Here is a 21,436-nt window from a genome sequence, read left to right on the forward strand (position 1 = left end):
TTAGCTTGCCCCTGACTGCGACTTGGCGATCACCGGTTTGACCTTCTGGCCGGGTGCCAGGAACCCGCCCGCCGAGCGGACGACGCGTTCGGTGCCGTCGAGGCCCGAAACCACCGTCACGCCGGCATCGGAGACCTGGCCGATCTTGATGTTGCGACGTTCGACCTTGTCGTCCTTGCCGACGATATAGACGAAGCTGCCCTTGTCGTCGCTCTGCAAGGCGGCATCGGGAAGCAAGGGCGCGACCGCGGCGCCGCCGACGATCGTCGTCGAGGCGAAGCCACCCGGGCGCAGCGCGGGATCGTAGCGCAATGCGATGCGGGCGATGCCCTGGCGCGTGGTCGAATCGATGATCGGCGAGACCTGCCACACTTCGCCGGCGAAGGTCCGGTCGCTGCCGACCGGCGTCACCTGCGCGCGCGCGCCGGGGCGCAGGCTGGCGAGATCGGCCTCGGCGAGCTGCGCGCGCATCTCGATCTGGCCGCCCTGCGCCATGCGGAACAGCACGCCGCTGCCCGAGCTGACGATCTGGCCGGGCTCGACGCCGCGGGTGAGGACGAGGCCGGCTTCGGGCGCGCGGATATCGAGCCGGCCGTTGCGGGCATTGGCCTCGCGCAGGCTGGCGGCGGCGACCTGGACGCGCGCGGCGGCGGCGTCGCGGGTCGCGGCCTTGCGCTGCAGATCGGCCTTGGAGATGAAGCCGCGGTCGACGAGCTGCTGCGCACGGTCCAGCTCGGCCTGTGCGATCGTCTGGTCGGAGCGGGCGACCGCGACCTGCGCGGCGAGCGATGCGGCGGTCTGCGTCTGCACCGAGCGATCAACCGTGGCGAGCACCTGTCCGGCGTTGACCCACTGGCCGGGCTCGACGAGGACGCGGTTGATCATCCCGCCCTCGCCGGCGACGCCGACCGGCATCTCGCGCCGCGCCGCCAGCGTGCCGGTGGCGGTGAGCGTGCGGTCGACCGTCTTGCGGCCGGGAACGACCACGGTGACGGTCGGCATCTGTTCGGTCTTCTGGCCGGCGGCGGGGTCGGCCTTCTTGCGGCCGAACATCGCCCAGGTGACGATCGCGAGCAGCAGCACGATGACGGCGACGACGACGATCTTGCGGCCGCGGCCCGACGGTGCGGGCTCACCCGGCAGAGCCAGCCGCTCCTCGTGACCGATCGAACCCTGATAGTCGTTCATGCCTGTCCCATCCCCGTGCCGGCCACTGCTGGGCCATCGTCCGTCGCGACTGTGTTATCTGAATATAGCACCGCGCTCAACCCCCGCCGACGCGATGGCGCTGCCATGCCCGAAATGCACAGTGTCCGCAACAAGATCGCCCGTTCAGCTAGGGTTGACCTCGATCAGGGCAAATGCTCGGCCTGGCCATCACCAGCACGGGAGAGACTAAGTGAAATATCTGTCAGCAATGGCGCTAATGATGATCCCGACGGCCGCCTTGGCGCAGAGCGCCGCGACCAGCGTCGAGCCGTTGGTGCCGGCGCAGGGGACGATCCTGGACGTCAGCGCGGAGGGACGCACGACGCGGGTGCCCGATCTGGCGACGATCCGCGCCGGCGTGGTGTCGCAGGCGCCGACCGCCGCCGCTGCGCTCGCCGACAATGCGCAGCGGATGCAGCGCGTGCTCGCGGCGCTGAAGCGCGCCGGCATCGCGCCGCGCGACCTCGCCACGTCGAACGTCGGGCTGAGCCCGCAATATCGCTATACCGACGGCCAGCCGCCGGCGATCACCGGCTATCAGGCGACCAACACGGTCAGCGTCCGCTTCCGCGACGTGACCAAGGCGGGCAGCGTGCTCGATGCCCTGGTGGCGCAGGGGGCGAACCAGATCGACGGCCCCAATCTGTCGATCGACAAGCCCGAGGCGGCGCTGGACGAGGCGCGGACCGATGCGGTGAAGCGGGCGCGGGCGCGCGCCGATCTGTATGCGGCGGCGGCGGGGATGAAGGTGGCGCGGGTGATCTCGATCGCCGAGGCGGGGCAGGATGCCGGCGGGCCGGGGCCGCAGCCGATGTTCATGACGCGCGCGATGAAGGCGGATGCCGCATCGACCGAGATCGCGCCGGGCGAGAAGGACGTCACCGTCACCCTGTCGGTGCGCTTCCTGCTGCAATGACGCGAAAAGGGCCGCCCGGTCGCCCGGACGGCCCTTTCGTTTCGCGTGACGAAGCGAACGTTTTAGCGGACGCTACCGCGACGCACGAGGTTCACAATCGCAAGCAGGATCACCGCACCGAGCAGCGACACCAGGAACGAGGTGATGTTGAGCGGCTGGTTGTTGATCGAACCACCCGACAGGATCAGGCCACCGATGAACGCGCCGACGATGCCGACGACGATGTTCAAAAAGATGCCCTGCTGCGCGTCAGTGCGCATGATGATGCTGGCGAGCCAGCCGATGACACCGCCGATGATAAGCCAAAGAATGATACCCATAGGTCCCTCCGTTGTGCCCGCCGTGGGCTCCGCTCGGAAAGACTCTCAACCCCGTAATAATGTTCCGCACGCGTTTCGTTTTTCGGGTGCCAGGGGTGCCGGATCGCTCAATATTTCTGCTGGCGTTCGTACAGCGATTTATAGTGCTGGATGCGGGTGACGCGCAGTCCGGGCATGCCGGAGCGGTCAATCGCGCGCTGCCAGCTGGCGAATTCCTCGACCGTCAGACCGTAGCGCGCGCAGACTTCGTCGACGGTCAGCAGACCGCCGTTGACCGCCGCGACCACTTCCGCCTTGCGTCGCACCACCCAGCGCGTCGTCGACGGCGGCGGCAGCGAATCCAGCGTGAGCGACTCGCCGAGCGGGCCTATCACTTTGGCAGGACGGATTTTCTGGTTCTCGATCATCACTCAACCTCGATCGGGGCTGGGGGCCCCCTCTCAAACGCGATACTGAACCCTAGCGAACGGTCTTGAAGATCGCCTTGCACGCCAAGGTTAACGGCGGATTCATTCTTCTGGACGCGGAATTCCGTCCCTCCATTGGGCGAGCAGCGCCGCGGTCGGACCGTTGAAGGCGCCGTCGAGCGGCTGCAGCAGGCGCGAGGGATGACCGATCCGGCCGAACCGCGCCTGTGCGACGGCGGTCGGCGATGCCGTCTGCCGTGCGGCGATCCCGACCATGAGCACCGCCAGATCGCCGGGAAGCTTGGTGACTTCCGTATTTCTGTCGAAGCCTGGAAAGCTGAGGTCCAACGCTGATCCACTCGTATTGCCTGTTCGAACCTCCCTTGTAGCGGCGAGCAATGAAGGCGGGGTAAAGCCGCCGTCACTTTCGTGTGAACCTATGTGAACCCATGTTAACCGTAGCTGGTTTTGCGGTTCGCCGCGGGAACGGGTATGATGCCGGCATGGATGATGTGGATTTCCAGCTCGGCGAAACGCTTACCGGCAAGAGGATCGTCGTGGCGATGTCCGGCGGGGTCGACAGTTCGGTGGTCGCGGCGCTGGCGGCGCAGACCGGCGCCGAAACGATCGGCGTGACGCTGCAATTGTACGATCATGGCGAGGCGACCGGACGCGCGGGCAGCTGCTGCGCCGGGCGCGACATCCGCGATGCGCGGGCGGTGTGCGACCGGCTCGGCATCGCGCATTACGTGTTCGATCACGAGACGCGGTTCCGCGAGACGGTGGTCGACACCTTCGCCGACGCCTATCTCGCCGGGCAGACGCCGATCCCCTGCGTCCAGTGCAACACCGGGCCGAAGTTCACCGACCTGCTGAGCCTGTCGCGCGACCTCGGCGCGGATTGTCTGGCGACCGGCCATTACGTCCGCCGCGTGCTCGGGCCGGCGGGGGCGGAATTGCATCGCGGCGCCGATCCGGCGCGCGACCAGAGCTATTTCCTGTTCGCGACGACGCAGGCGCAGCTCGACTATCTGCGCTTTCCGCTCGGTGCGCTGCCCAAGGCGCGGGTGCGCGAGATCGCCGCCGAACTCGGCCTCGGCGTCGCCGCCAAGCCCGACAGCCAGGACATCTGCTTCGTCCCCGACGGCGATTATGCCGGGCTGGTGCGCAAGCTGCGCCCCGAGGCGGATACCGCGGGCGATATCGTCGATCTCGCCGGGCGGCGGCTGGGAAGCCATCGCGGCATCATCCACTTCACCGTCGGCCAGCGCCGCGGGCTGGAGATCGGCGGCACGCCCGAGCCGCTGTACGTGGTGCGCGTCGATGCCGCGACGCGGCAGGTCGTGGTGGGGCCGCGCGCGGCGCTCGCGGTGGCGGCGGCGCAGGTGACCGGGCTCAACTGGATCGGCGGCGATCATGCCGGCCCGATCACCGCCAAGGTCCGCTCGATGGCCAAGCCGGTGCCGGCGCGGCTCGACGGCGACCGGCTGCGCTTCGCCGCGCCCGAATATGGCGTCGCGCCGGGTCAGGCGGCCGTTCTCTACGCGGGCGAGCGGGTGCTCGGCGGCGGCTGGATCGCGGCGACCGAAGCCGCGCTGGCGACCAAGGCGGTCGCGGCGTGACCGTCTCGATCGAGGCGCTGCGGCTGGAGATGGAAGCGGCCGCGGCGGCGCTCGATTTCGAGACGGCGGGGCGGCTGCGCGACCGGATCAGCCTGCTGCGCAGCGGTGGCGAGGATGTCGATCCGGCCGGACTGGAGCGGCAACGGCCGGGTGCGATGGGGCTCGGGACGAGCCAGTCGCGGGTCGTCCCGCCCGAGGGCTGGGTGAAGCCGGTGAAGCCCGATCCGATGACCAAGCGGCGGGGGCGGTAGCGCGGGGGGTGGCTGGGGCAGCGATCCCTCGCCTCATGCGCGCGCCCCTCCCCGATCGTCATCCCGGCGGACGCCGGGACGCATGGTTGCGGGCGGCTGGCGAGGGACACCACCATCCGCGACATCGTGTCCATGGGTCCCGGCGTTCGCCGGGATGACGACAGGGGGTAGCGGCCGGAGGGGCGGCGGCGGGCACCAGCGGCACCCCCATTTTCTGTTATCCCCGGCGAAGGCGGGGATCCATAAGCGCTGACGTTGCGGCTCGATCGAAGAGCCACGCGTCTGGATCCGCCGGACTCACGAAAGAAGTGCACCACTGGTAAGGTGGGTGCGCGATGGGACAGAGATACAGGCAGCTCGGCCTTGACGAGCGGATCGAGATTGCACGGCTGCGGGAGGCGGGCTGGTCAGGGCGTCGCATCGGCGCCGCGATCGGGCGCAGCCACACGACGGTCGGTCGCGAGCTAGGGCGCAACAGCCGTGCGACCAGGGCGTGGCCGGGCGGCTACGCTCCGGCGCGCGCGCACGGCCTGGCGCTACGCCGGCGACGATGGGACGGCCGCTTCAAGCTGGTGCGCCAGCCTGACCTGCGGGACCGCGTCAGGCAAAGCCTTGCGATGGGACATTCGCCCGAGCAGATCGCCGGCAGACTGGCGCGCGACGCTGGTCGCACCGTCATCAGCCACGAGTCAATCTACCGTTTCGTCTATCACCGGTCCGCCCAGAAGGAATATTGGCATCGCCTGCTCCCCCGCGCCAAATCCCGGCGCGGCCGTTATGCCAAGCGTGGCGGCAGCCCCGCCAGTTTCATCCGCCAGCGCCGCTCCATCGCCGAGCGCACCCCCGAAGCCGACGACCGCGAACAGCCCGGCCACTGGGAAGCCGACTATATGCTCTTCGCCCGCTATGGCGACAACGTGCTCGTCCTCCACGAGCGCACGACCCGCTTCACCCTGCTCGACCAGCCGCCTACGCGCAGGGCGGCGACCACCGCATTGCGCATCGCCCACCAGCTGCGCACCGTTCCGCACGCCCTGCGCCGCACCATCAGCTTCGACAACGGAACCGAGTTCGCCGAACATCATCGGCTGCACCGCCTCGGACTCCAGACCTTCTTCTGCGACGTCCGCAGCCCCTGGCAGAAAGGCGGCATCGAAAACACCATCGGCCGCCTGCGCCGCATGCTGCCCCGCAAGACCGATCTCCACACCCTCTCGCACAAACAACTGCAAGCCTATGCTCAGCGCCTCAACGACACCCCCAGAAAATGCCTCGACTTCCAGACCCCCGCCGAGGCATTCCTCCTAGCCTCAACCGGTGCACTTCAAACGTGACTCCACATCCCCGCCTGCGCGGAGATGACACTTCGGGGGGACTTACGGCAGCAGGAACGTGCCCTCGATCACCGTGACGCAGGCGCCGCCGAGCACGACGCGGTCGCCCTCCAGCCGGCAGGTGATCAGGCCACCCCGACGGCTTGCCTGAAAGGCGGTGAAGCGATCCTTGGCCAACGTCCCGGCCCAATAAGGCACGATCACCGCATGGGCGGCGCCGGTCACCGGGTCTTCGGAAATATCATAATAAGGCGTGAAGACGCGGCTGACGATGTCGGTCGCGTCGCCGCGAGCGGTGACGATGGCGACAATCGGCCCTTCTGCGACCAGCGCACGATCGTCTGCGCGCACGGCGCGGACCGCGGCCTCGTCTTCGACGACGACCACGGCATATCCCTTGTCGTGCCAAAGCGTTTCGACCGGGGTCACGCCAAGTGCCGCGACGATCCGATCGAGCGGCTTGGGGCTCGGCCCCCAGGCGGGCAGCGCCAAGCGATAACGATCGCCAGCACGGGCAACTTCCAGCACTCCGGCCTGCCGTGTCGCGAAGCGGACGCGGTCCTGCGCGCTATCCGACGACAGCACGAAATGCCCGCTCGCCAGCGTTGCATGGCCGCACAGCGCGACCTCCGCCGCCGGGGTGAACCAGCGCAGCTCGAAATCGGCCTCGCCGCTCGCGTCGGGGATGAGGAAGGCGGTTTCCGACAGGTTGTTCTCCGCCGCGATCGCCTGCAGCACGTCGTCGGCGAGCCAGGCGGACAGCGGCATCACCGCCGCCGGATTGCCGCCGAACGGCACGTCGGCGAAGGCGTCGATCTGCGCGAAGGGGATCCTCACAGGCGTTTGCCGAACCAATGCGGCGTGACGTCGGCCTCGACCAGCGGATTGTCGGTGTCGACATGGCCCTCGGGATCGAGGTGGATCAGCACCTCGACCTTGGGGAAGGTGCGGCGCAGATTGCGCTCGACCGATTCGACGATGTCGTGCGCCGCACCGACGGTGAGGTCGCGGTCGACCTCCATGTGGAATTGCGCGAAATCGTGGCTGCCCGAGCGGCGGGTACGGAAGTCGTGGATGCCCTTGAGGCCGGGCTGGCGCGCGGCGACGTCGAGGAAGGCGGCGCGCTCGTCGTCGGGCCATTCCTTGTCCATCAACTGGTCGATCGCGTTCGACGACGCCTGGAACGCGCCCCACGCCAGCCACAAAGCGATGACGATGCCGAGGATCGGATCGGCCTTGTGCCAGCCGAAATATTGATCGAGCACCAACGCGATGATCACCGAGCCGTTGAGCAGCACGTCGGACTGATAATGGACGTTGTCCGCCATGATCGCGACCGAGCCGGTCTGGCGGATGATCTGACGCTGGTACCAGAGCAGGACGATCGTCGCGCCGATCGCGACGATCGACACGCCGATGCCGAACTCCGCATCCGCGGTCGGGCCATTCTCCGACAGAGCGGTGATCGCGCGCCAGGCGATGCCCGCCGCCGAGGCGGTGATCAGCGCGACCTGGAACAGCGCGGCGAGCGCCTCCGCCTTGCCGTGGCCGAAGCGATGGTCGTGATCCGCCGGCGTCGCGGCGAGGCGGACGCCATACAATGTGACGAGGCTGGCGAGCAGGTCGAGCGCGGTGTCGGCAAGGCTGCCGAGCATCGCCACCGAGCCGGTATGCCAGGCGGCGAAGCCCTTGAGCGCGAGCAGGAAGCACGCCATCGCCACGCTGGCGAGCGCAGCGCGCGTCGCCAGCGGCAGGAGCCGGCGCTGTTCGTCACGCGTCATGGGAACAACAATCCTTCGTTCCAGCCATCGCCGGCGCGGGTGAACAACCGGCGTTCGTGCAGGCGGTGGGCGCGATCCTGCCAGAATTCGATCGCCTGCGGCGTGACGCGATAGCCGCCCCAATGCGGCGGGCGCGGCACGTCGCGGTCTTCGAATTGCGCCTTCGCGGCGTCGACCCGCGCCTCGAACGTCTCGCGCGAGTCGAGCGGGCGCGACTGGTCGGACGCCCAGGCGCCGAGCTGCGAATCGCGGCCGCGGCTGGCGAAATAGGCGTCGGATTCGGCATCGCTGGCGAGACTCACCGGCCCCTCGATGCGGATCTGGCGGCGCAGCGACTTCCAGTGGAACAGCAATGCCGCCTTGGGGACCGCGGCGAGATCGGCGGCCTTGCGCCCTTCGCGGTTGGTGTAGAAGACGAATCCGTCGGGGCCGTGCCCCTTGAGCAGCACCATGCGCACCGACGGCTGCCCCGCCGCATCGACGGTGGCCAGCGCCATCGCATTGGAATCGTTGATCTCGCTCTCGCGTGCCTCGGCATACCAGGACTCGAACAGCGCAAAGGGGTCGTCAGCCATGCGCGGCCCTTAGCGCATGTTGGCGCGACGGGAAATGCGCACACCCAATTCCTCCCCGGCACGGGGAGGTGGCACGGCGCAGCCGTGACGGAGGGGGGCCTCCCCACGCGAGGCGTTTGCGGCGCCCCCCCCTCCACCACCGCTTCACGGTGGTCCCCCTCCCCGTGCCGGGGAGGATTGACCTCGGCGGAACGACTCCCGCGCCCGGGGATTGAATCGCTTCCGCAACGGAAAGACCCAAACATGCCCGCACGCGCCTATTGGCAAGGACAGATCCGGCTCGCCTTGGTGTCAATCCCGGTCGAGATCTATGCCGCCACCAAGAGCGGCGCGTCGGTCGCGTTCAAGCAGATCCACGAGCCGACCGGCCAGCCGATCCATTACGAGAAGATCGTCACCGGCGTCGGCCCGGTCGATACCGACGAGATCATGAAGGGCTATGAGGTGTCGAAGGGCGAGTTCGTGCTGCTCGAGCAGGACGAGATCGACGCGGTGAAGCTCGAATCGAAGAAGACGCTGGAGCTGACCCAGTTCGTCGATGCGAGCGAGATCGACGTGCTCTATTACGAGAAGCCGTATTTCGTCGTGCCCGCGGACGATCTCGCCGAGGAGGCGTTCATCGTGCTGCGCGAGGCGCTGCGGCGGACCAAGAAGGTCGGGCTCGGCCAGTTGGCGATGCGCGGGCGCGAATATGTCGTCAGCCTGAAACCGTGCGGACGCGGGCTGGTGCTGGAAACGTTGCGATACGCCGACGAGGTCAACAAGGCGCAGAGCTATTTCCGCGAGATCCCGGAAGGCAAGCCCGATGCCGAATTGCTCGATCTCGCCGAGGCGCTGATCGACAAGAAGACCTCGGCGTTCGATCCGCAGGAATTCCACGACCGCTATGTCGATGCGCTGAAGGACCTCGTCGAGCGCAAGCGCAAGGCGAAGGGCGCCAAGGTGATCGAGGAGAAGGACGACGGCGGCAAGACATCGAGCAACGTCGTCGACCTGATGGCGGCGCTCAAGAAGTCGATGGAGAAATCGGGCGCGGCCAAGGCAGGGGCCAAGGCGGAGACGGGGGCGCCCGCGAAGAAGGCACCGGCCAAGAAGGCGCCGGCGAAGAAACGTGCCTGATCCGCTCGAACGCTATAACGCCAAGCGCGACTTCGCGAAGACCGCCGAGCCGGCGGGGACGCTCGCGCCCGGCCACGGCAACGGCTTCATGGTGCAGAAGCATGACGCGACGCGGCTGCACTGGGACTTCCGGCTGGAGGTCGACGGGGTGCTCAAGAGCTGGGCGGTGACGCGCGGGCCGAGTCTCGATCCCGACGAGAAACGGCTGGCGGTGCGCACCGAGGACCATCCCTTGTCCTATGCGACGTTCGAGGGAACGATCCCCAAAGGCGAATATGGCGGCGGTACGGTGATGCTGTGGGATCGCGGCACCTGGGCGCCGGTGGCGGGCAAATCGGCCAAGGACATCGACAAGGGCCATCTCCACTTCACGCTCGACGGCGAGCGGATGAAGGGCGAGTGGCTGCTGATCCGGCTGAAGCCACGCGCCAAGGAAAAGCGCGAGAACTGGCTGCTGCGCAAGCTCGACGACGCTTATGCCGGCGGCACCGATACGCTGGTGGAGGAGGCGCTGACCAGCGTCGAGACGGGCCGGACGATGGCGGAGATCGCCGAGGGCAAGCCACCCAAATCCTCCCCGGCACGGGGAGGGGGACCAGCGAAGCTGGTGGAGGGGGATGGCCGCAAGCGCGCTGCCCGCGGCAGCCCCCCCTCCACCACGGCGCGAAAGCGCCGCGGTCCCCCTCCCCGTGCCGGGGAGGATTTGCCCGCGTTCCGCGAACCGCAACTCTGCACGTTGGTCGATGGCGTGCCCGCCGGCACCGGCTGGCTGCACGAGGTGAAATACGATGGCTATCGCGCGCTGGTCGCGGTCGCCGGGGGCGAGGCGAAGGTCCACACCCGCAGCGGGCTCGACTGGACCGACAAATTCGCCGCGATCGCCGAGGCCGCTGCCGACCTGCCCGTCGACAGCGCGCTGATCGACGGCGAGATCGTCGCGTTCAAGGACGGGCGGCCCGATTTCTCGACGCTCAAGGATGCAATTTCGGCCGGCGGCGACATGACCTTGTTCGCCTTCGACCTCATCGAACTGAACGGCGAGGACCTGACCGCGCTGACCACCGTCGAGCGCAAGGACCGGCTGCGCGCGATCCTGACCGACGGGCCGCGCCTGCAGTTCGCCGAGCACGTGCTGGGATCGGGCGAGGCGCTGTTCGAGGCGATGTGCAAGGAGGGGCTGGAGGGCGTCGTCTCGAAACGCGCCGACGCGCCCTATGCCGGCAAGCGCAACCGGACGTGGCTCAAGGCGAAATGCACGCGGCGGCAGGAGTTCGTCATCATCGGCTGGACGCCGTCCGACAAGAAGCGCGGCTTCAAATCGCTGTTGCTCGGGCTGCACGAGGATGGCGGCTTCCGTTATGCGGGCAAGGTCGGCACCGGCTTCGATCAGGCGATGATGGAAGATCTCGCCGAGCGGCTGGCGGGGCTCGCGGTCAAGACGCCGCCGGTCGATGCGGAGAGCCTCAAGCCGTTCAAGGCGGCGCTCCGCGGTGCCAAATGGGTCAAGCCCGAACTCGTCGCCGAGATCGCCTTTGCCGAAGTGACACCCGACAAGGTGCTGCGCCATTCGAGCTTCCTCGGCCTGCGCGGCGACAAGGCGGCGGCGGACGTGGTCGCGGAAGTGCCCGAACCCGCGCCCGCCGCGCCCGAGGTGCATATCAAGGTCAGCAGCCGCGACCGCGTGATCTTCCCGGAGAGCGACGTCACCAAGGGCGAGCTCGCCGATTATTATGCGCAACTCTCGCCGATCATGCTGCCCTGGGCGGGGCGGCGGCCGGTCAGTCTGGTGCGCTGTCCGCAGGGACGCGCCAAGCAATGCTTCTTCCAGAAGCATGACGCGGGCAGCTTCGGCGACACGGTGCATCATGTCGACGTCACGGAGAAGGACGGCTCGGTACAGCCCTATCTCTATGTCGACGATGCCGACGGGCTGGTCGCCTGCGTGCAGATGGGGACGATCGAATTCCACGGCTGGGGCTCGCGGATCGACGCGCTGGAGAAGCCCGACCGGCTGGTGATCGACCTCGATCCCGATGAGGGGCTCGATTTCGCCGACACCAAGCGCGCGGCGGAGCACGTCAGCGCGCAGCTCGCCGAACTGGGGCTGGTCAGCTTTCCGTTATTGTCGGGCGGCAAGGGCGTGCACGTCGTCGTGCCGCTGACGCCGCAGGCGGAATGGCCCGCGGTGAAGGACTTCGCGGATCGCTTTGCGCGGGCGTTGGCGGCGGCGGAGCCCGACCGCTACGTCGCGGTGATGACCAAGGCGAAGCGCAAGGGGAAGATCTTCATCGATTATCTGCGCAACCAGCGCGGCAGCACCGCGATCATGCCCTATTCGGCGCGCGCGCGCGCCGGCGCCCCGGTCGCCGCGCCGGTGTCGTGGACCGAGTTGCGCGACATCGACACCGCGGCGCGCTGGGGCGTGCGCGATGCCGACGAGCTGATGCGGCGCGCGACGTCGCGGGCGCTGGCGGGCTGGGGCGTGGCGGACCAGGTGTTGCCGGATTTGTGAGGGCCAGGCCGGAACGACAATCAGTTCGGGGACTATAAAATCCTCCCCCGCCAGGGGGAGGTGGCATGCCGAAGGCATGACGGAGGGGGAGGTAAGCGACACCTCTGCTCCGTGTCCTTCCGGACAGGCGTCGACAGGCTCAGCGCAAACGGGGAACGTGAATCAGCCCTCGGCCAGCGGCGCGACGTCGACGCTCACCGCCATGTTCTGCGCCTGCGAGCCGAGCACGACGCCGTCGACCGGCGCGATCTCGGCATAGTCGCGGCCGACCGCCATGACGATATGGTCGCCCGCCATCCAGATGCCGTTGGTAGGATCGAGCCCGACCCAGCCGTGCACCGGCCCGCACCATAGCAGCACCCAGGCATGCGTCGCATCCGCGCCGACCAGCCGCGGCTGGCCCGCGGGCGGGATGGTGCGGATATAGCCGCTGGCATAGGCCGCGGGCAGGCCGGCAGCGCGCAGGCCGGTGATCATGATCTGCGCGAAATCCTGGCAGACGCCCTTGCGCTTGAGGAACGCCTCGTGCGGCGGCGTGTCGACGAGCGTTGCGGTCGCGTCGAAGGTGAAATCGTCCTGGATGCGGCGTGCGAGCGCGATCCCCGCCTCGAGCGCGCCGCGCGCCGGATCGAGATCGGGCGCGCAATAAGCGGCGATGGCGTGGTCGAGCGGGATCAGCGGCGACGGGAACAGGTAATTGGCCGGGCTCGCCGCCGACAGGTCGCGGCTGGCGCGCGCCAGCGCCGCGATCTCGCCGAGCGTCGGATCGTCGGGCGAGGCCATTGGCACCAGCCGGTCGACGCGCATCCGCGAGCGGCTCTCGATCGTCAGGCTGCGCACCGGCGTGTCGATCACCAGCCGCGTGACGTTGGCGAGCCCCGCCTCGGCGCGCGCCGGGCTGAGCCGGCCGACCGGCTCGACGGTGAGCGCATAATCCTCGAGGCTCTGCCCCGGCCAGTCGATCGGCTTCAGCCGCAGGTTGCAGCGCGCGAACTTGACGTTGCCGCCATAGTCGAACCGGGTGATGTGGCGGATATCGTAGAGCATTTCACCGATCATGCGGTTTCCGCCGGACAAGCGGCACGGGTGCCTATGATGAATGGCTTGGGGCAGCCGGTTTTCCTACCCATCCCGTCACCCCGGAACGAGTCCGGGGTGACGGGGGAAAGCAGGAAAGCGCCCGAACCCCATCCGCCGTGCTGCATTGCCCTCATGCCAGCGTCAGCCCGCCGGCGCGCAGCGGCTCGGCGCCTTGCAGGAAATAGCGGCGCGCGACGCCTTCCGACAATTGCGCCAGCCGCCGCTCGATATCGCCGAGCACGTCGGGTTCGAGCGTCGCCGCGGTCGTCATCGCCAGCGCCGCGGCGAGGCTGCGGCCGTGCGTCTGTTGCGGTTCGGGCATGCCGTCGTCGCTCAGCACCGGCAGGTCGCGCAGCCGCTCGTTGATCCGTTCCGCCTGATAGGCGAGGCTGCGCGGATTGCCCGGATCGAGCGCGACGAGGTCGACGACGGGGACGCGCGCGATTCCCGTGAGATAGCGCTGGCGATAGCTGATCTGGCTGTCGGCGAGGTCGAGCAGGGTCGACAGATCGTCCGCGGTCGCGCCGGGCATGCCGAACAGCCGCAGCGCGCGGGTCATCGCCATCGCCCGCTCGACGCGGCGGCCGAGGTCGTGGAACCGCCATGCCGCGGTGCGCCCCATATGCTCCGCCGACAGGCCGGCGATCGCGACATAGCGGCGCTGGAGCGAACCGGCGCGGTCGAGCATGCCGCGATGCGTCGGGAACGGCGCTTCGAGCAGCCGCACCATGTCCGCCGACAGCCGGTCGCGCGAGCCATCGCCGATGCCGCGCGCGAGCCGGTTGATCGTCGCGACCGAATGCCAGCCCTCGTCCTCCATCGCGGTGCGCGCGAAGGCGGTGAGGTCGCCGCGATGCAGCGAGGCGGGATGCGGCGCGGCGCCGCCGCCGGTGATGAGGCCGACCAGCTTGCCGACGGTGGCCGGCGACAGCGCCGCGCCGCCATCGGCGTCGATCGAATTGCCGAGCATGACGCGGATCGCCGCCAGCAACGCCTCACCGCGCTCCAGATAGCGGCCGAGCCAGTAGAAATTGTCGGCGACGCGGCTCGGCAGCGTGCCGGGATTGCGGCGGACGTGGTGCGAATCGGGTGCGGGGAGCAGCGACACCGGCTCGACCGTGTCGGCGCCGTGGATGCAGACGTCGGCGGACCAGACCCCCTCGCCCATCACGCTCGCGCGCGCATCGGTCGTCTCGCCGATCCGCGCGAAGCCGCCGGGCAGCACCGTCCATTCGCCATTGCCGTCGCGCGCGGCGAACACGCGCAGCGTGAACGGCCGCGGCACCAACCGGTCGTCGATCACCACCGGCATCGTCGACAGGCGGACGATCTCCTGCCCGACATAGTCCTGCGGCCGCCGCGCCATGTCGGCGAGCAAGGCGGCGCGCTGGCCGGCGTCGAGCTCGGCACCCGGCACGGTGCGGCCGCCGGGCAGGCCGAGCGGCACCGGGCCGAACGCCGCGCCGACCAGCAGCCGGTCGAGATCCTCCTCGACGCGCGCGCGCTCGGACGGCTGGCCGCACCACCAGGTCGCGATATTGGGCAGATGCAGGCTCTCGCCGCACAAGCGCGTCGCGAGTTGCGGCAGGAAGGCACCGAACGCCGGCGCCTCCAGCACGCCCGCGCCGGGTGCGTTCGACAGCACGACGTTGCCCGCAGCATAAGCGTCGATCAGCCCCGGCACGCCGATCTGCGAATGCGAATCGAACGCCAGCGGATCGAGCATGCGCGGATCGACGCGCCGCCACAAAGCGTCGACGCGCTTCAGCCCGCCGATGGTACGGACGTAGAGCTGGTTCTCCAGCGCGGCGAGATCGGCGCCCTCGACCAGCAGCAGGCCGAGATACCGCGCGAGATGCGCCTGTTCGGGATAGCTCGGGTTGAACCGGCCCGGCGTCATCAGGCCGATGCGCGGATCGGTACGCCGGCACATCGCGGCGATGCCGGCGCGGAAGGCGGCGAAGAACGGCGCATGGCGCTGGACGTTGATCCGCGCCTGTAACCCGCCGAGCGTACGGCTGACCGCGAGCCGGTTCTCCAGCGCATAGCCGGCGCCGGCGGGCGCGCGCAGATGATCGGCGAGCACGCGCCATTCGCCGGTCGGGCCGCGGCCGAGGTCGATCGCGATGAAATGGAGATGGCGGCCGCCGGGCGGCTCCAGCCCGACCATCGGCCGCAGGAAATAGGGACTGCCGGTAACCAGAGCGGCGGGGATCAGCCCGCGCTCGACCAACTTGCCGGGGCCATAGAGATCGGCGATCACCGTCTCCATCAGCGCGGCGCGCTGGGTGACGCCGCGGACGATATGCGCCCATTCGCGCGCCTCGATCAGCAGCGGCACGGGCGAAACCGGCCAGGGCCGCTCGTCCGCCTCGCCGATGATGCGGAAGCCCATGCCGATATCGGCGGCGTGGCGCTGCACCCGCTCGCGGACGTGATCGAGATCGTCGGAGGCGACGGTGGCGAGTTCCTCGAACATCGCCGCCCAGGCGCGATCCTCGCCGCCGCACAGGACGTCGCCCGCAGTGGCGCGGGCGCAATAATCGGCGATCCATTGCCGCGCATGCGTCGCGGCATCCAAAGGCGCAGCCTGCGTCGCCATAGCTTAGCGTGTCACCCTCATTCGCCCCGCCGGCACCGTCTACGCTTGCGCGCTGCGACGCAACCCATAACCGGCCGCCGCGGCCGATTGCGATCTCGCTTCGCATGGCGCGGGATCGGCAACCGGCGTCGGCCTGCGCGGGGAGAGGCAGGGACGTTCACGCGGAGGCGCGGAACGTCGATCCAAGCTACAGGCTGGCACGCGGCCGGCGCCGCGGCGGGGCGTCGGACTGGCGGCGGATCAGCGTATAGTCGAGCACCTGGTGGCGGGGCGCGTCGCCGCCGCGCTGGCGGCGGATGGTGCCGACGAGCAGCGCGACCGCGGCGCGCGCCATGTCGGCGATCGGCTGGTGGATGGTGGTGAGTTCGGGCCAGATCGCGGTCGACAGCGTCGTGTCGTCGAAGCCGCAGACGGTGAGGTCGCCGGGCACGTCGAGCCCGCGGCGATGCGCCACCGCCACCGTCGCCGCCGCCATGTCGTCGTTGGACGAGAAGATCGCGGTCGGCGGATCGTTGAGGCCGAGCAATTGCTCGGCGGCGTCGAGGCCGGAGAGATAGGTGAACAGGCCGTCGACGATCAGGTCCGCGTCGATCGCGATCCCGGCCTCGGCCAGCGCCTCGCGATAGCCCTCCAGCCGCTGGTCGCTGGCGGACAGATTGGGGTTGCCGGCGATGAAGCCGATGCGGCGATGGCCGAGGTCCATGATATGCCGGGTCATCGTCGCCGCGGCGGCGCGATCGTCGATGCGGATCGCCATCTGGCGTTCGGCGGGCAGGCCGGTGGCGACCGCGACGCTGGGGATATTGGCGGCGTCGAGCAGCGCGAGCAGCGCCGGCGCCTCGCACAGCGGCGGCGGCAGGATGATGCCGTCGATACCGCCGTCGATCAGATGCTGCGCGACCTCCAGCTCATGATCGCCGAGGTCGCATTTCTCGACGATGATCTGCACGTCGCTGCGGCTCGCCTGGTCGAGGCTGCCGAGCAGGAATTCGCTGAGGAAGCCGGCGCTGGGATTGCTGTAGAGCAGGCCAACGCGCGACGGCCCCGCCCCCGCCAGGCTGCGCGCGGCGGGATTGGGCGCGTAGTTGAGCGCGGAGATCGCGTCGTTGACCCGGTCGCGGGTGGCGGGGCGGACGTTGCTCTCGCCATTGATGACGCGCGAGACGGTCATCGGCGACACGCCGGCGCGGGTGGCGACGTCGCTGATCGTCGGCGCGGAACCCGCCCTGCGGGAGGAACGGGGCGGAGAAGCGGGAGGAAGAGTCATGACGCGCGCGGGACAATCCATTGGGGATGAACCGCAGGCATGGACGCAAGCGGCAAGGGGAGCAAGAGTTTCGCCAGTAAGAGCATGCCCGGTGCGGAACCGCACCTGCCGCGCGTCAAGATTCCACTTGCATCGCAAAGGACCTCCGAACACAAACCGCGGCGCACGTCCGTCGGATAGATTTCAACAAGTTACCGTTTAAAGACAAGGGAGTTAACGACATGACCACCATCAAGCGCATGCTCACCGCGATCGCCGGAACCGCATTGCTCGCCGCCCCCGTCGCCGCCTCGGCCGCGCCGGCCGCGCCGGCCGCGCCGGCCGCCAATCCGGCGGCGAGCCTGTCGGTCGCGCGCGCCGCGGCACCGGCGTCTTCGAAAAGCCACCTCGGCGCATCGGTGCCCGGCACCACGCTGATCAGCATCGGGATTCTGGCGGCGCTGGTCGTCGGCGTGCTGGTCGCCACCGGTGGCAGCGACGATTCGGACAGCAACTGATCCTTCGATCATCCTGAGGGGCCTCGTCACCGATGGTGGCGAGGCCCCAATGGTATCCAGAGCCGGCGCGGGTCAGACGGTGAGCACGATCTTGCCGACGTGATCGCCCTCTTCCATCCGGGCGTGCGCCGCGGCGGCTTCGGCGAGCGGGAAGACGCGGTCGATGATCGGGCGGAGCCGGCCCGCCTCGACATGCGGCCAGACGGTGCGGCCGATCTCGTCGGCGACCAGCGTCTTGAACGCGGTGTCGCGCGGCCGCAGCGTCGATCCGGTCAGCGTCAGGCGGCGGCGCATGATCTCGAACAACGGGATCGTCGCCTGCGCGCCGCCCTGCACCGCGATCGAGACGTGGCGGCCGTCGTCGGCGAGACATTGCAGGTTGCGCGGCACGTAATCGCCGCCGACCATGTCGATGACCGCCGTGACGCCCTTGCCGTCGGTGATCGCCTTGACCCGCTCGACGAAATCCTCGGTCTTGTAGTTGATCGCATGCGTCGCGCCGAGTTCGATCGCGCGCGCGCATTTCGCGTCCGAGCCGGCGGTGACGATGATCGTCAGGCCGAAGATGTTGGCGAGCGCGATCGCCATCGTGCCGATGCCGCTGGTGCCGCCGTGCAGCAGCACGCTGTCGCCCTCGGTCGCGAAGGCGCGTTCGAAGAGGTTGGTCCACACGGTGAACAGCGTCTCGGGGATCGCCGCCGCCTCGACCATGTCGAGCCCGGCGGGCACCGGCAGGCATTGGCCCGCGGGCGCGACGGCATATTGCGCATAGCCGCCGCCGGCGAGCAACGCGCAGACCCGCTGGCCGAGCAGCGCCTCGTCGACATCGGCACCCAGCGCGACGACGGTGCCGGCGATCTCCAGTCCCGGGATCGACGGCGCCCCCGGCGGCGGCGGATAGCCGCCCTTGCGCTGGAGCACGTCGGGGCGGTTGACCCCGGCGGCGGCGACGCGGATCAGCACCTCGCCCGCGGCGGGCCGCGGCACCGGCCGCTCGACCAGTTGCAGCACCTCCGGCCCGCCGGGCGCCTCCGGATCGATCGCCTGCATCGTCTCGGGCACTTCGCTCATCCGGTCGCATCCTGTCCGTAGCTCGCCCGACCGCAGGGATACGGGCCATAGGGCCTTATTGACATCGCGCGGGCGGGGGTCAACGTTATGCGATGATGGAATCGGACGACGCCCCGTCGCGTCCCAACGACGCATTGACCGAGCTGCTGCGGCAGGATCTCGATCCGCTGTCGGTTGCCGAACTCGATGCCCGTCTCGTCGCGCTGGAGGGTGAGATCCTGCGCACCCGGTTGGCGCGCGAGCGATCCGTTAACCACCGCGCAAGCGCCGACGCGTTATTCCGGCGATGAACCGGCACCGCACTGGACCGGCCGCGTGCAGGATGCCGGACGTGCGACGTCAAGTGCTTGATGCGGACGCCCGCGATACCGACATGGTTGGAAAGGGTTCGGCCACCCACCGCGACCCGACTGGAGTAATCTGAATGCCATCCTTCGCTCCCGCGCTCGAGACCACGCTGCACAAGGCGCTCGAAGCCGCGTCCTCGCGTCGGCACGAATATGCGACGCTCGAACATCTGCTGCTCGCGCTGATCGGCGACGAACATGCCTCCAAGGTGATGGAGGCGTGCCACGTGGAGCTCGGCGATCTCAAGACAACCGTCGCGCATTATCTCGATACCGAGCTCGACGCGCTCAAGGTCGATGCCGCGACCGATCCCTCGCCGACCAGCGGCTTCCAGCGCGTCGTGCAGCGCGCGATCCTGCACGTCCAATCGTCGGGCCGCGACGAGGTGACCGGCGCCAACGTGCTCGTCGCCTTGTTCAGCGAGCGCGAAAGCTATGCCGTCTATTTCCTGCAGCAGCAGGACATGAGCCGCCTCGATGCCGTGAGCTTCATCAGCCACGGCGTCGGCAAGGGTGCCGGAGCCGCCGAAGCCACGACGCCCAAGGGCGCCGAGGAGGATAAGCCCGCCAAGGGACAGGAGAAGGGCAAGACGGAAAGCGCACTCAAGCAATTCACGGTCGATCTCAACGAGAAGGCGAAGATCGGCAAGGTCGATCCGCTGATCGGACGCGGGCCGGAGGTGGATCGCACGATCCAGATCCTGTGCCGCCGGTCGAAGAACAACCCGCTCTATGTCGGCGATCCCGGCGTCGGCAAGACCGCGATCGCGGAAGGGCTGGCACGCAAGATCGTCGAGGGCGAGGTTCCCGACGTGCTGCTCGAGGCGGTGATCTACAGCCTCGACATGGGCGCGCTGCTCGCCGGCACCCGCTATCGCGGCGATTTCGAGGAGCGACTGAAGGCGGTCGTCAACGAACTCGAGAAGCTGCCGCACGCGGTGCTGTTCATCGACGAGATCCATACCGTGATCGGTGCCGGCGCGACCAGCGGCGGCGCGATGGACGCGTCCAACCTGCTGAAACCCGCCCTGTCGGGCGGCACGATCCGCTGCATCGGCTCGACCACCTACAAGGAATTCCGCAACCACTTCGAGAAGGACCGCGCCTTGCTGCGGCGCTTCCAGAAGATCGACGTCAACGAACCGACGATCGAGGATACGATCAAGATCCTCGCCGGCCTGCGCTCGGCGTTCGAGGATCATCACAACGTCAAATACACCCCCGACGCGATCAAGTCGGCGGTGGAGCTTTCGGCGCGCTACATCAACGACCGCAAACTGCCCGACAAGGCGATCGACGTGATCGACGAAGTGGGCGCGATGCAGATGCTGGTGCCGCTCAACAAGCGCAAGAAGACGATCACCGCAAAGGAGATCGAACAGGTGATCGCGACGATGGCGCGCATCCCGCCGAAGTCGGTCAGCACCGACGACAAGGCGGCGCTGGAAAGCCTCGAAACCGATCTGAAGCGCGTCGTCTTCGGTCAGAACAGCGCGATCGAGAAGCTCGCCTCGGCGATCAAGCTCGCCCGCGCCGGCCTGCGCGAACCGGAAAAGCCGATCGGCAACTATCTGTTCACCGGCCCGACCGGCGTCGGCAAGACCGAGGTCGCCAAGCAATTGTCGTCGATCCTGGGCATTCCGCTCCAGCGCTTCGACATGAGCGAATATATGGAGCGGCATTCGGTCAGCAGGCTGATCGGTGCGCCTCCAGGCTATGTCGGGTTCGACCAGGGTGGGCTGCTGACCGATGCGGTCGACCAGAACCCGCATTGCGTGCTGCTGCTCGACGAGATCGAGAAGGCGCATCCCGACCTGTTCAACATCCTGTTGCAGGTGATGGACAACGGCCGTCTCACCGATCAGCACGGCAAGTCGGTGGATTTCAGGAACGTGATCCTGATCATGACCACCAACGCCGGTGCGTCCGACATGGCGCGCGAGACGGTCGGCTTCGGCAATCTCACCCGCGAGGGCGAGGACGAGCAGGCGGTGCAGAAGATGTTCACGCCGGAATTCCGCAACCGGCTCGATGCGATCGTGCCGTTCGGTTACCTGCCGACGGAGGTGGTCGCGCGGGTGGTGGACAAGTTCATCCTCCAGCTCGAACTCCAGCTCGCCGACCGCAACGTCCACATCAACCTGGACGATGCCGCCAAGAGCTGGCTGACCGAGAAGGGCTATGACAAGCTGTACGGCGCGCGTCCGATGGGCCGCCTGATCCAGGAGAAGATCAAGCAGCCGCTCGCGGAGGAACTGCTGTTCGGCAAGCTTGTCCATGGCGGCGAGGTCACGGTACGGATGAAGGACGGCGCTTTGTCCTTCGGCATCGAGCCGGCGGCACCGAAGAAGCCGAAGAAGAAGGGCAAGGCCGAACCGGTCGACGCGAAATAAACGTCGGACGATGATGGCAGAGCGGGCCGGACTGGCGACAGTCCGGCCCGTTTTCGTTTGAGCAACGCGAGGGCCGCGACATTCCGTCAAATTCTTTCCCCGCCAGGGGGAGCACTTTGGTCGAAACCTGAAT

General features: G+C 68.4%; 20 protein-coding genes. 9 read left to right on the forward strand and 11 right to left on the reverse strand.

The window, feature by feature from the left end; translation table 11 throughout:
• The gene (locus tag SFC76_RS13230; protein ID WP_322849900.1) at positions 1–1,188 is read right to left on the reverse strand and encodes an efflux RND transporter periplasmic adaptor subunit; all 1,188 of its coding nucleotides are present in this window, start codon (positions 1,186–1,188) and stop codon (positions 1–3) included.
• A 229-nt stretch (positions 1,189–1,417) separates the two neighbouring features.
• On the opposite strand from SFC76_RS13230, the gene SFC76_RS13235 reads away from it, so the two are divergent.
• The gene (locus tag SFC76_RS13235; protein ID WP_322849901.1) at positions 1,418–2,125 is read left to right on the forward strand and encodes an SIMPL domain-containing protein; all 708 of its coding nucleotides are present in this window, start codon (positions 1,418–1,420) and stop codon (positions 2,123–2,125) included.
• Between the two features lie 62 nt (positions 2,126–2,187).
• Here SFC76_RS13235 and SFC76_RS13240 read toward each other — a convergent pair whose 3' ends face one another.
• The 3 genes from SFC76_RS13240 to SFC76_RS13250 all read right to left on the reverse strand — a co-directional run bounded on the left by SFC76_RS13240 (position 2,188) and on the right by SFC76_RS13250 (position 3,200).
• Positions 2,188–2,445 carry a GlsB/YeaQ/YmgE family stress response membrane protein gene (locus tag SFC76_RS13240; protein WP_038665458.1) on the reverse strand — a complete coding sequence of 86 codons (258 nt, stop codon included), beginning with the start codon at positions 2,443–2,445 and terminating at the stop codon, positions 2,188–2,190.
• 107 nt (positions 2,446–2,552) lie between these two features.
• Positions 2,553–2,852: a DUF1153 domain-containing protein gene (locus SFC76_RS13245; RefSeq protein WP_037531838.1), complete on the reverse strand. Its 300-nt coding sequence runs from the start codon at positions 2,850–2,852 to the stop codon at positions 2,553–2,555.
• A gap of 102 nt (positions 2,853–2,954) precedes the next feature.
• Positions 2,955–3,200, reverse strand: coding sequence for a hypothetical protein (locus SFC76_RS13250; protein ID WP_038665457.1), 246 nt, complete (start codon positions 3,198–3,200; stop codon positions 2,955–2,957).
• Between the two features lie 155 nt (positions 3,201–3,355).
• Between SFC76_RS13250 and mnmA the strand changes: the two genes are divergently transcribed.
• From mnmA to SFC76_RS13265, 3 genes are all read left to right on the forward strand, one after another.
• Positions 3,356–4,474 carry a tRNA 2-thiouridine(34) synthase MnmA gene (gene mnmA, locus SFC76_RS13255; RefSeq protein WP_322849902.1) on the forward strand — a complete coding sequence of 373 codons (1,119 nt, stop codon included), beginning with the start codon at positions 3,356–3,358 and terminating at the stop codon, positions 4,472–4,474.
• Complete coding sequence (locus tag SFC76_RS13260) at positions 4,471–4,725, forward strand: UvrB/UvrC motif-containing protein (RefSeq protein WP_322849903.1); 255 nt, start codon at positions 4,471–4,473, stop codon at positions 4,723–4,725. Before mnmA ends, SFC76_RS13260 begins: the two co-directional genes overlap by 4 nt.
• A gap of 335 nt (positions 4,726–5,060) precedes the next feature.
• Positions 5,061–6,059: an IS30 family transposase gene (locus SFC76_RS13265; RefSeq protein WP_322849904.1), complete on the forward strand. Its 999-nt coding sequence runs from the start codon at positions 5,061–5,063 to the stop codon at positions 6,057–6,059.
• 42 nt (positions 6,060–6,101) lie between these two features.
• Here the strand turns inward: SFC76_RS13265 and SFC76_RS13270 are convergent, their stop codons facing one another.
• From SFC76_RS13270 to pdxH, 3 genes are read right to left on the reverse strand one after another with little or no spacing between them, the layout of a single operon-like run.
• Positions 6,102–6,896, reverse strand: coding sequence for a PhzF family phenazine biosynthesis protein (locus SFC76_RS13270; protein WP_322849905.1), 795 nt, complete (start codon positions 6,894–6,896; stop codon positions 6,102–6,104).
• The gene (locus tag SFC76_RS13275) at positions 6,893–7,840 is read right to left on the reverse strand and encodes a cation diffusion facilitator family transporter (RefSeq protein WP_038665451.1); all 948 of its coding nucleotides are present in this window, start codon (positions 7,838–7,840) and stop codon (positions 6,893–6,895) included. The genes SFC76_RS13270 and SFC76_RS13275 overlap by 4 nt, the downstream gene beginning before the upstream one ends.
• Entirely contained in the window at positions 7,837–8,415 is a 579-nt protein-coding gene (gene pdxH, locus SFC76_RS13280) for a pyridoxamine 5'-phosphate oxidase (RefSeq protein WP_322849906.1), read from the reverse strand. Before pdxH ends, SFC76_RS13275 begins: the two co-directional genes overlap by 4 nt.
• Before the next feature lie 243 nt (positions 8,416–8,658).
• Between pdxH and SFC76_RS13285 the strand changes: the two genes are divergently transcribed.
• Together SFC76_RS13285 and ligD are read left to right on the forward strand one after the other, a co-directional pair.
• Positions 8,659–9,534 carry a Ku protein gene (locus SFC76_RS13285; protein ID WP_322849907.1) on the forward strand — a complete coding sequence of 292 codons (876 nt, stop codon included), beginning with the start codon at positions 8,659–8,661 and terminating at the stop codon, positions 9,532–9,534.
• On the forward strand, positions 9,527–12,046 hold the full coding sequence (ligD, locus tag SFC76_RS13290) for a DNA ligase D (protein WP_322849908.1): 2,520 nt from the start codon (positions 9,527–9,529) through the stop codon (positions 12,044–12,046). Before SFC76_RS13285 ends, ligD begins: the two co-directional genes overlap by 8 nt.
• Positions 12,047–12,208: 162 nt before the next feature.
• Here ligD and SFC76_RS13295 read toward each other — a convergent pair whose 3' ends face one another.
• From SFC76_RS13295 to SFC76_RS13305, 3 genes are all read right to left on the reverse strand, one after another.
• The gene (locus tag SFC76_RS13295) at positions 12,209–13,093 is read right to left on the reverse strand and encodes a transglutaminase family protein (protein ID WP_322850045.1); all 885 of its coding nucleotides are present in this window, start codon (positions 13,091–13,093) and stop codon (positions 12,209–12,211) included.
• A gap of 163 nt (positions 13,094–13,256) precedes the next feature.
• Complete coding sequence (locus SFC76_RS13300) at positions 13,257–15,728, reverse strand: circularly permuted type 2 ATP-grasp protein (protein WP_322849909.1); 2,472 nt, start codon at positions 15,726–15,728, stop codon at positions 13,257–13,259.
• A gap of 187 nt (positions 15,729–15,915) precedes the next feature.
• Entirely contained in the window at positions 15,916–16,995 is a 1,080-nt protein-coding gene (locus SFC76_RS13305; RefSeq protein ID WP_322849910.1) for a LacI family DNA-binding transcriptional regulator, read from the reverse strand.
• Positions 16,996–17,216: 221 nt separating this feature from the next.
• On the opposite strand from SFC76_RS13305, the gene SFC76_RS13310 reads away from it, so the two are divergent.
• A complete protein-coding gene (locus tag SFC76_RS13310; protein WP_322849911.1) occupies positions 17,217–17,492 on the forward strand; it encodes a hypothetical protein in 276 nt (91 codons plus the stop codon).
• 72 nt (positions 17,493–17,564) lie between these two features.
• On the opposite strand, the gene SFC76_RS13315 is transcribed toward SFC76_RS13310, so the two are convergent.
• Entirely contained in the window at positions 17,565–18,563 is a 999-nt protein-coding gene (locus SFC76_RS13315; RefSeq protein WP_322849912.1) for an NAD(P)H-quinone oxidoreductase, read from the reverse strand.
• A 95-nt stretch (positions 18,564–18,658) separates the two neighbouring features.
• Here SFC76_RS13315 and SFC76_RS13320 point away from each other — a divergent pair, with 95 nt between their 5' ends.
• Complete coding sequence (locus SFC76_RS13320) at positions 18,659–18,853, forward strand: DUF1192 domain-containing protein (RefSeq protein WP_416222427.1); 195 nt, start codon at positions 18,659–18,661, stop codon at positions 18,851–18,853.
• Between the two features lie 134 nt (positions 18,854–18,987).
• Positions 18,988–21,303 (forward strand): ATP-dependent Clp protease ATP-binding subunit ClpA, encoded by a 2,316-nt coding sequence (gene clpA, locus SFC76_RS13325; RefSeq protein ID WP_322849914.1) that lies wholly within the window; start codon positions 18,988–18,990, stop codon positions 21,301–21,303.
• The last annotated feature ends 133 nt before the right edge of the window (positions 21,304–21,436 follow it).

The sequence above is a fragment of the Sphingomonas sp. CD22 genome (genome assembly GCF_034556155.1).
GTDB lineage: Bacteria > Pseudomonadota > Alphaproteobacteria > Sphingomonadales > Sphingomonadaceae > Sphingomonas.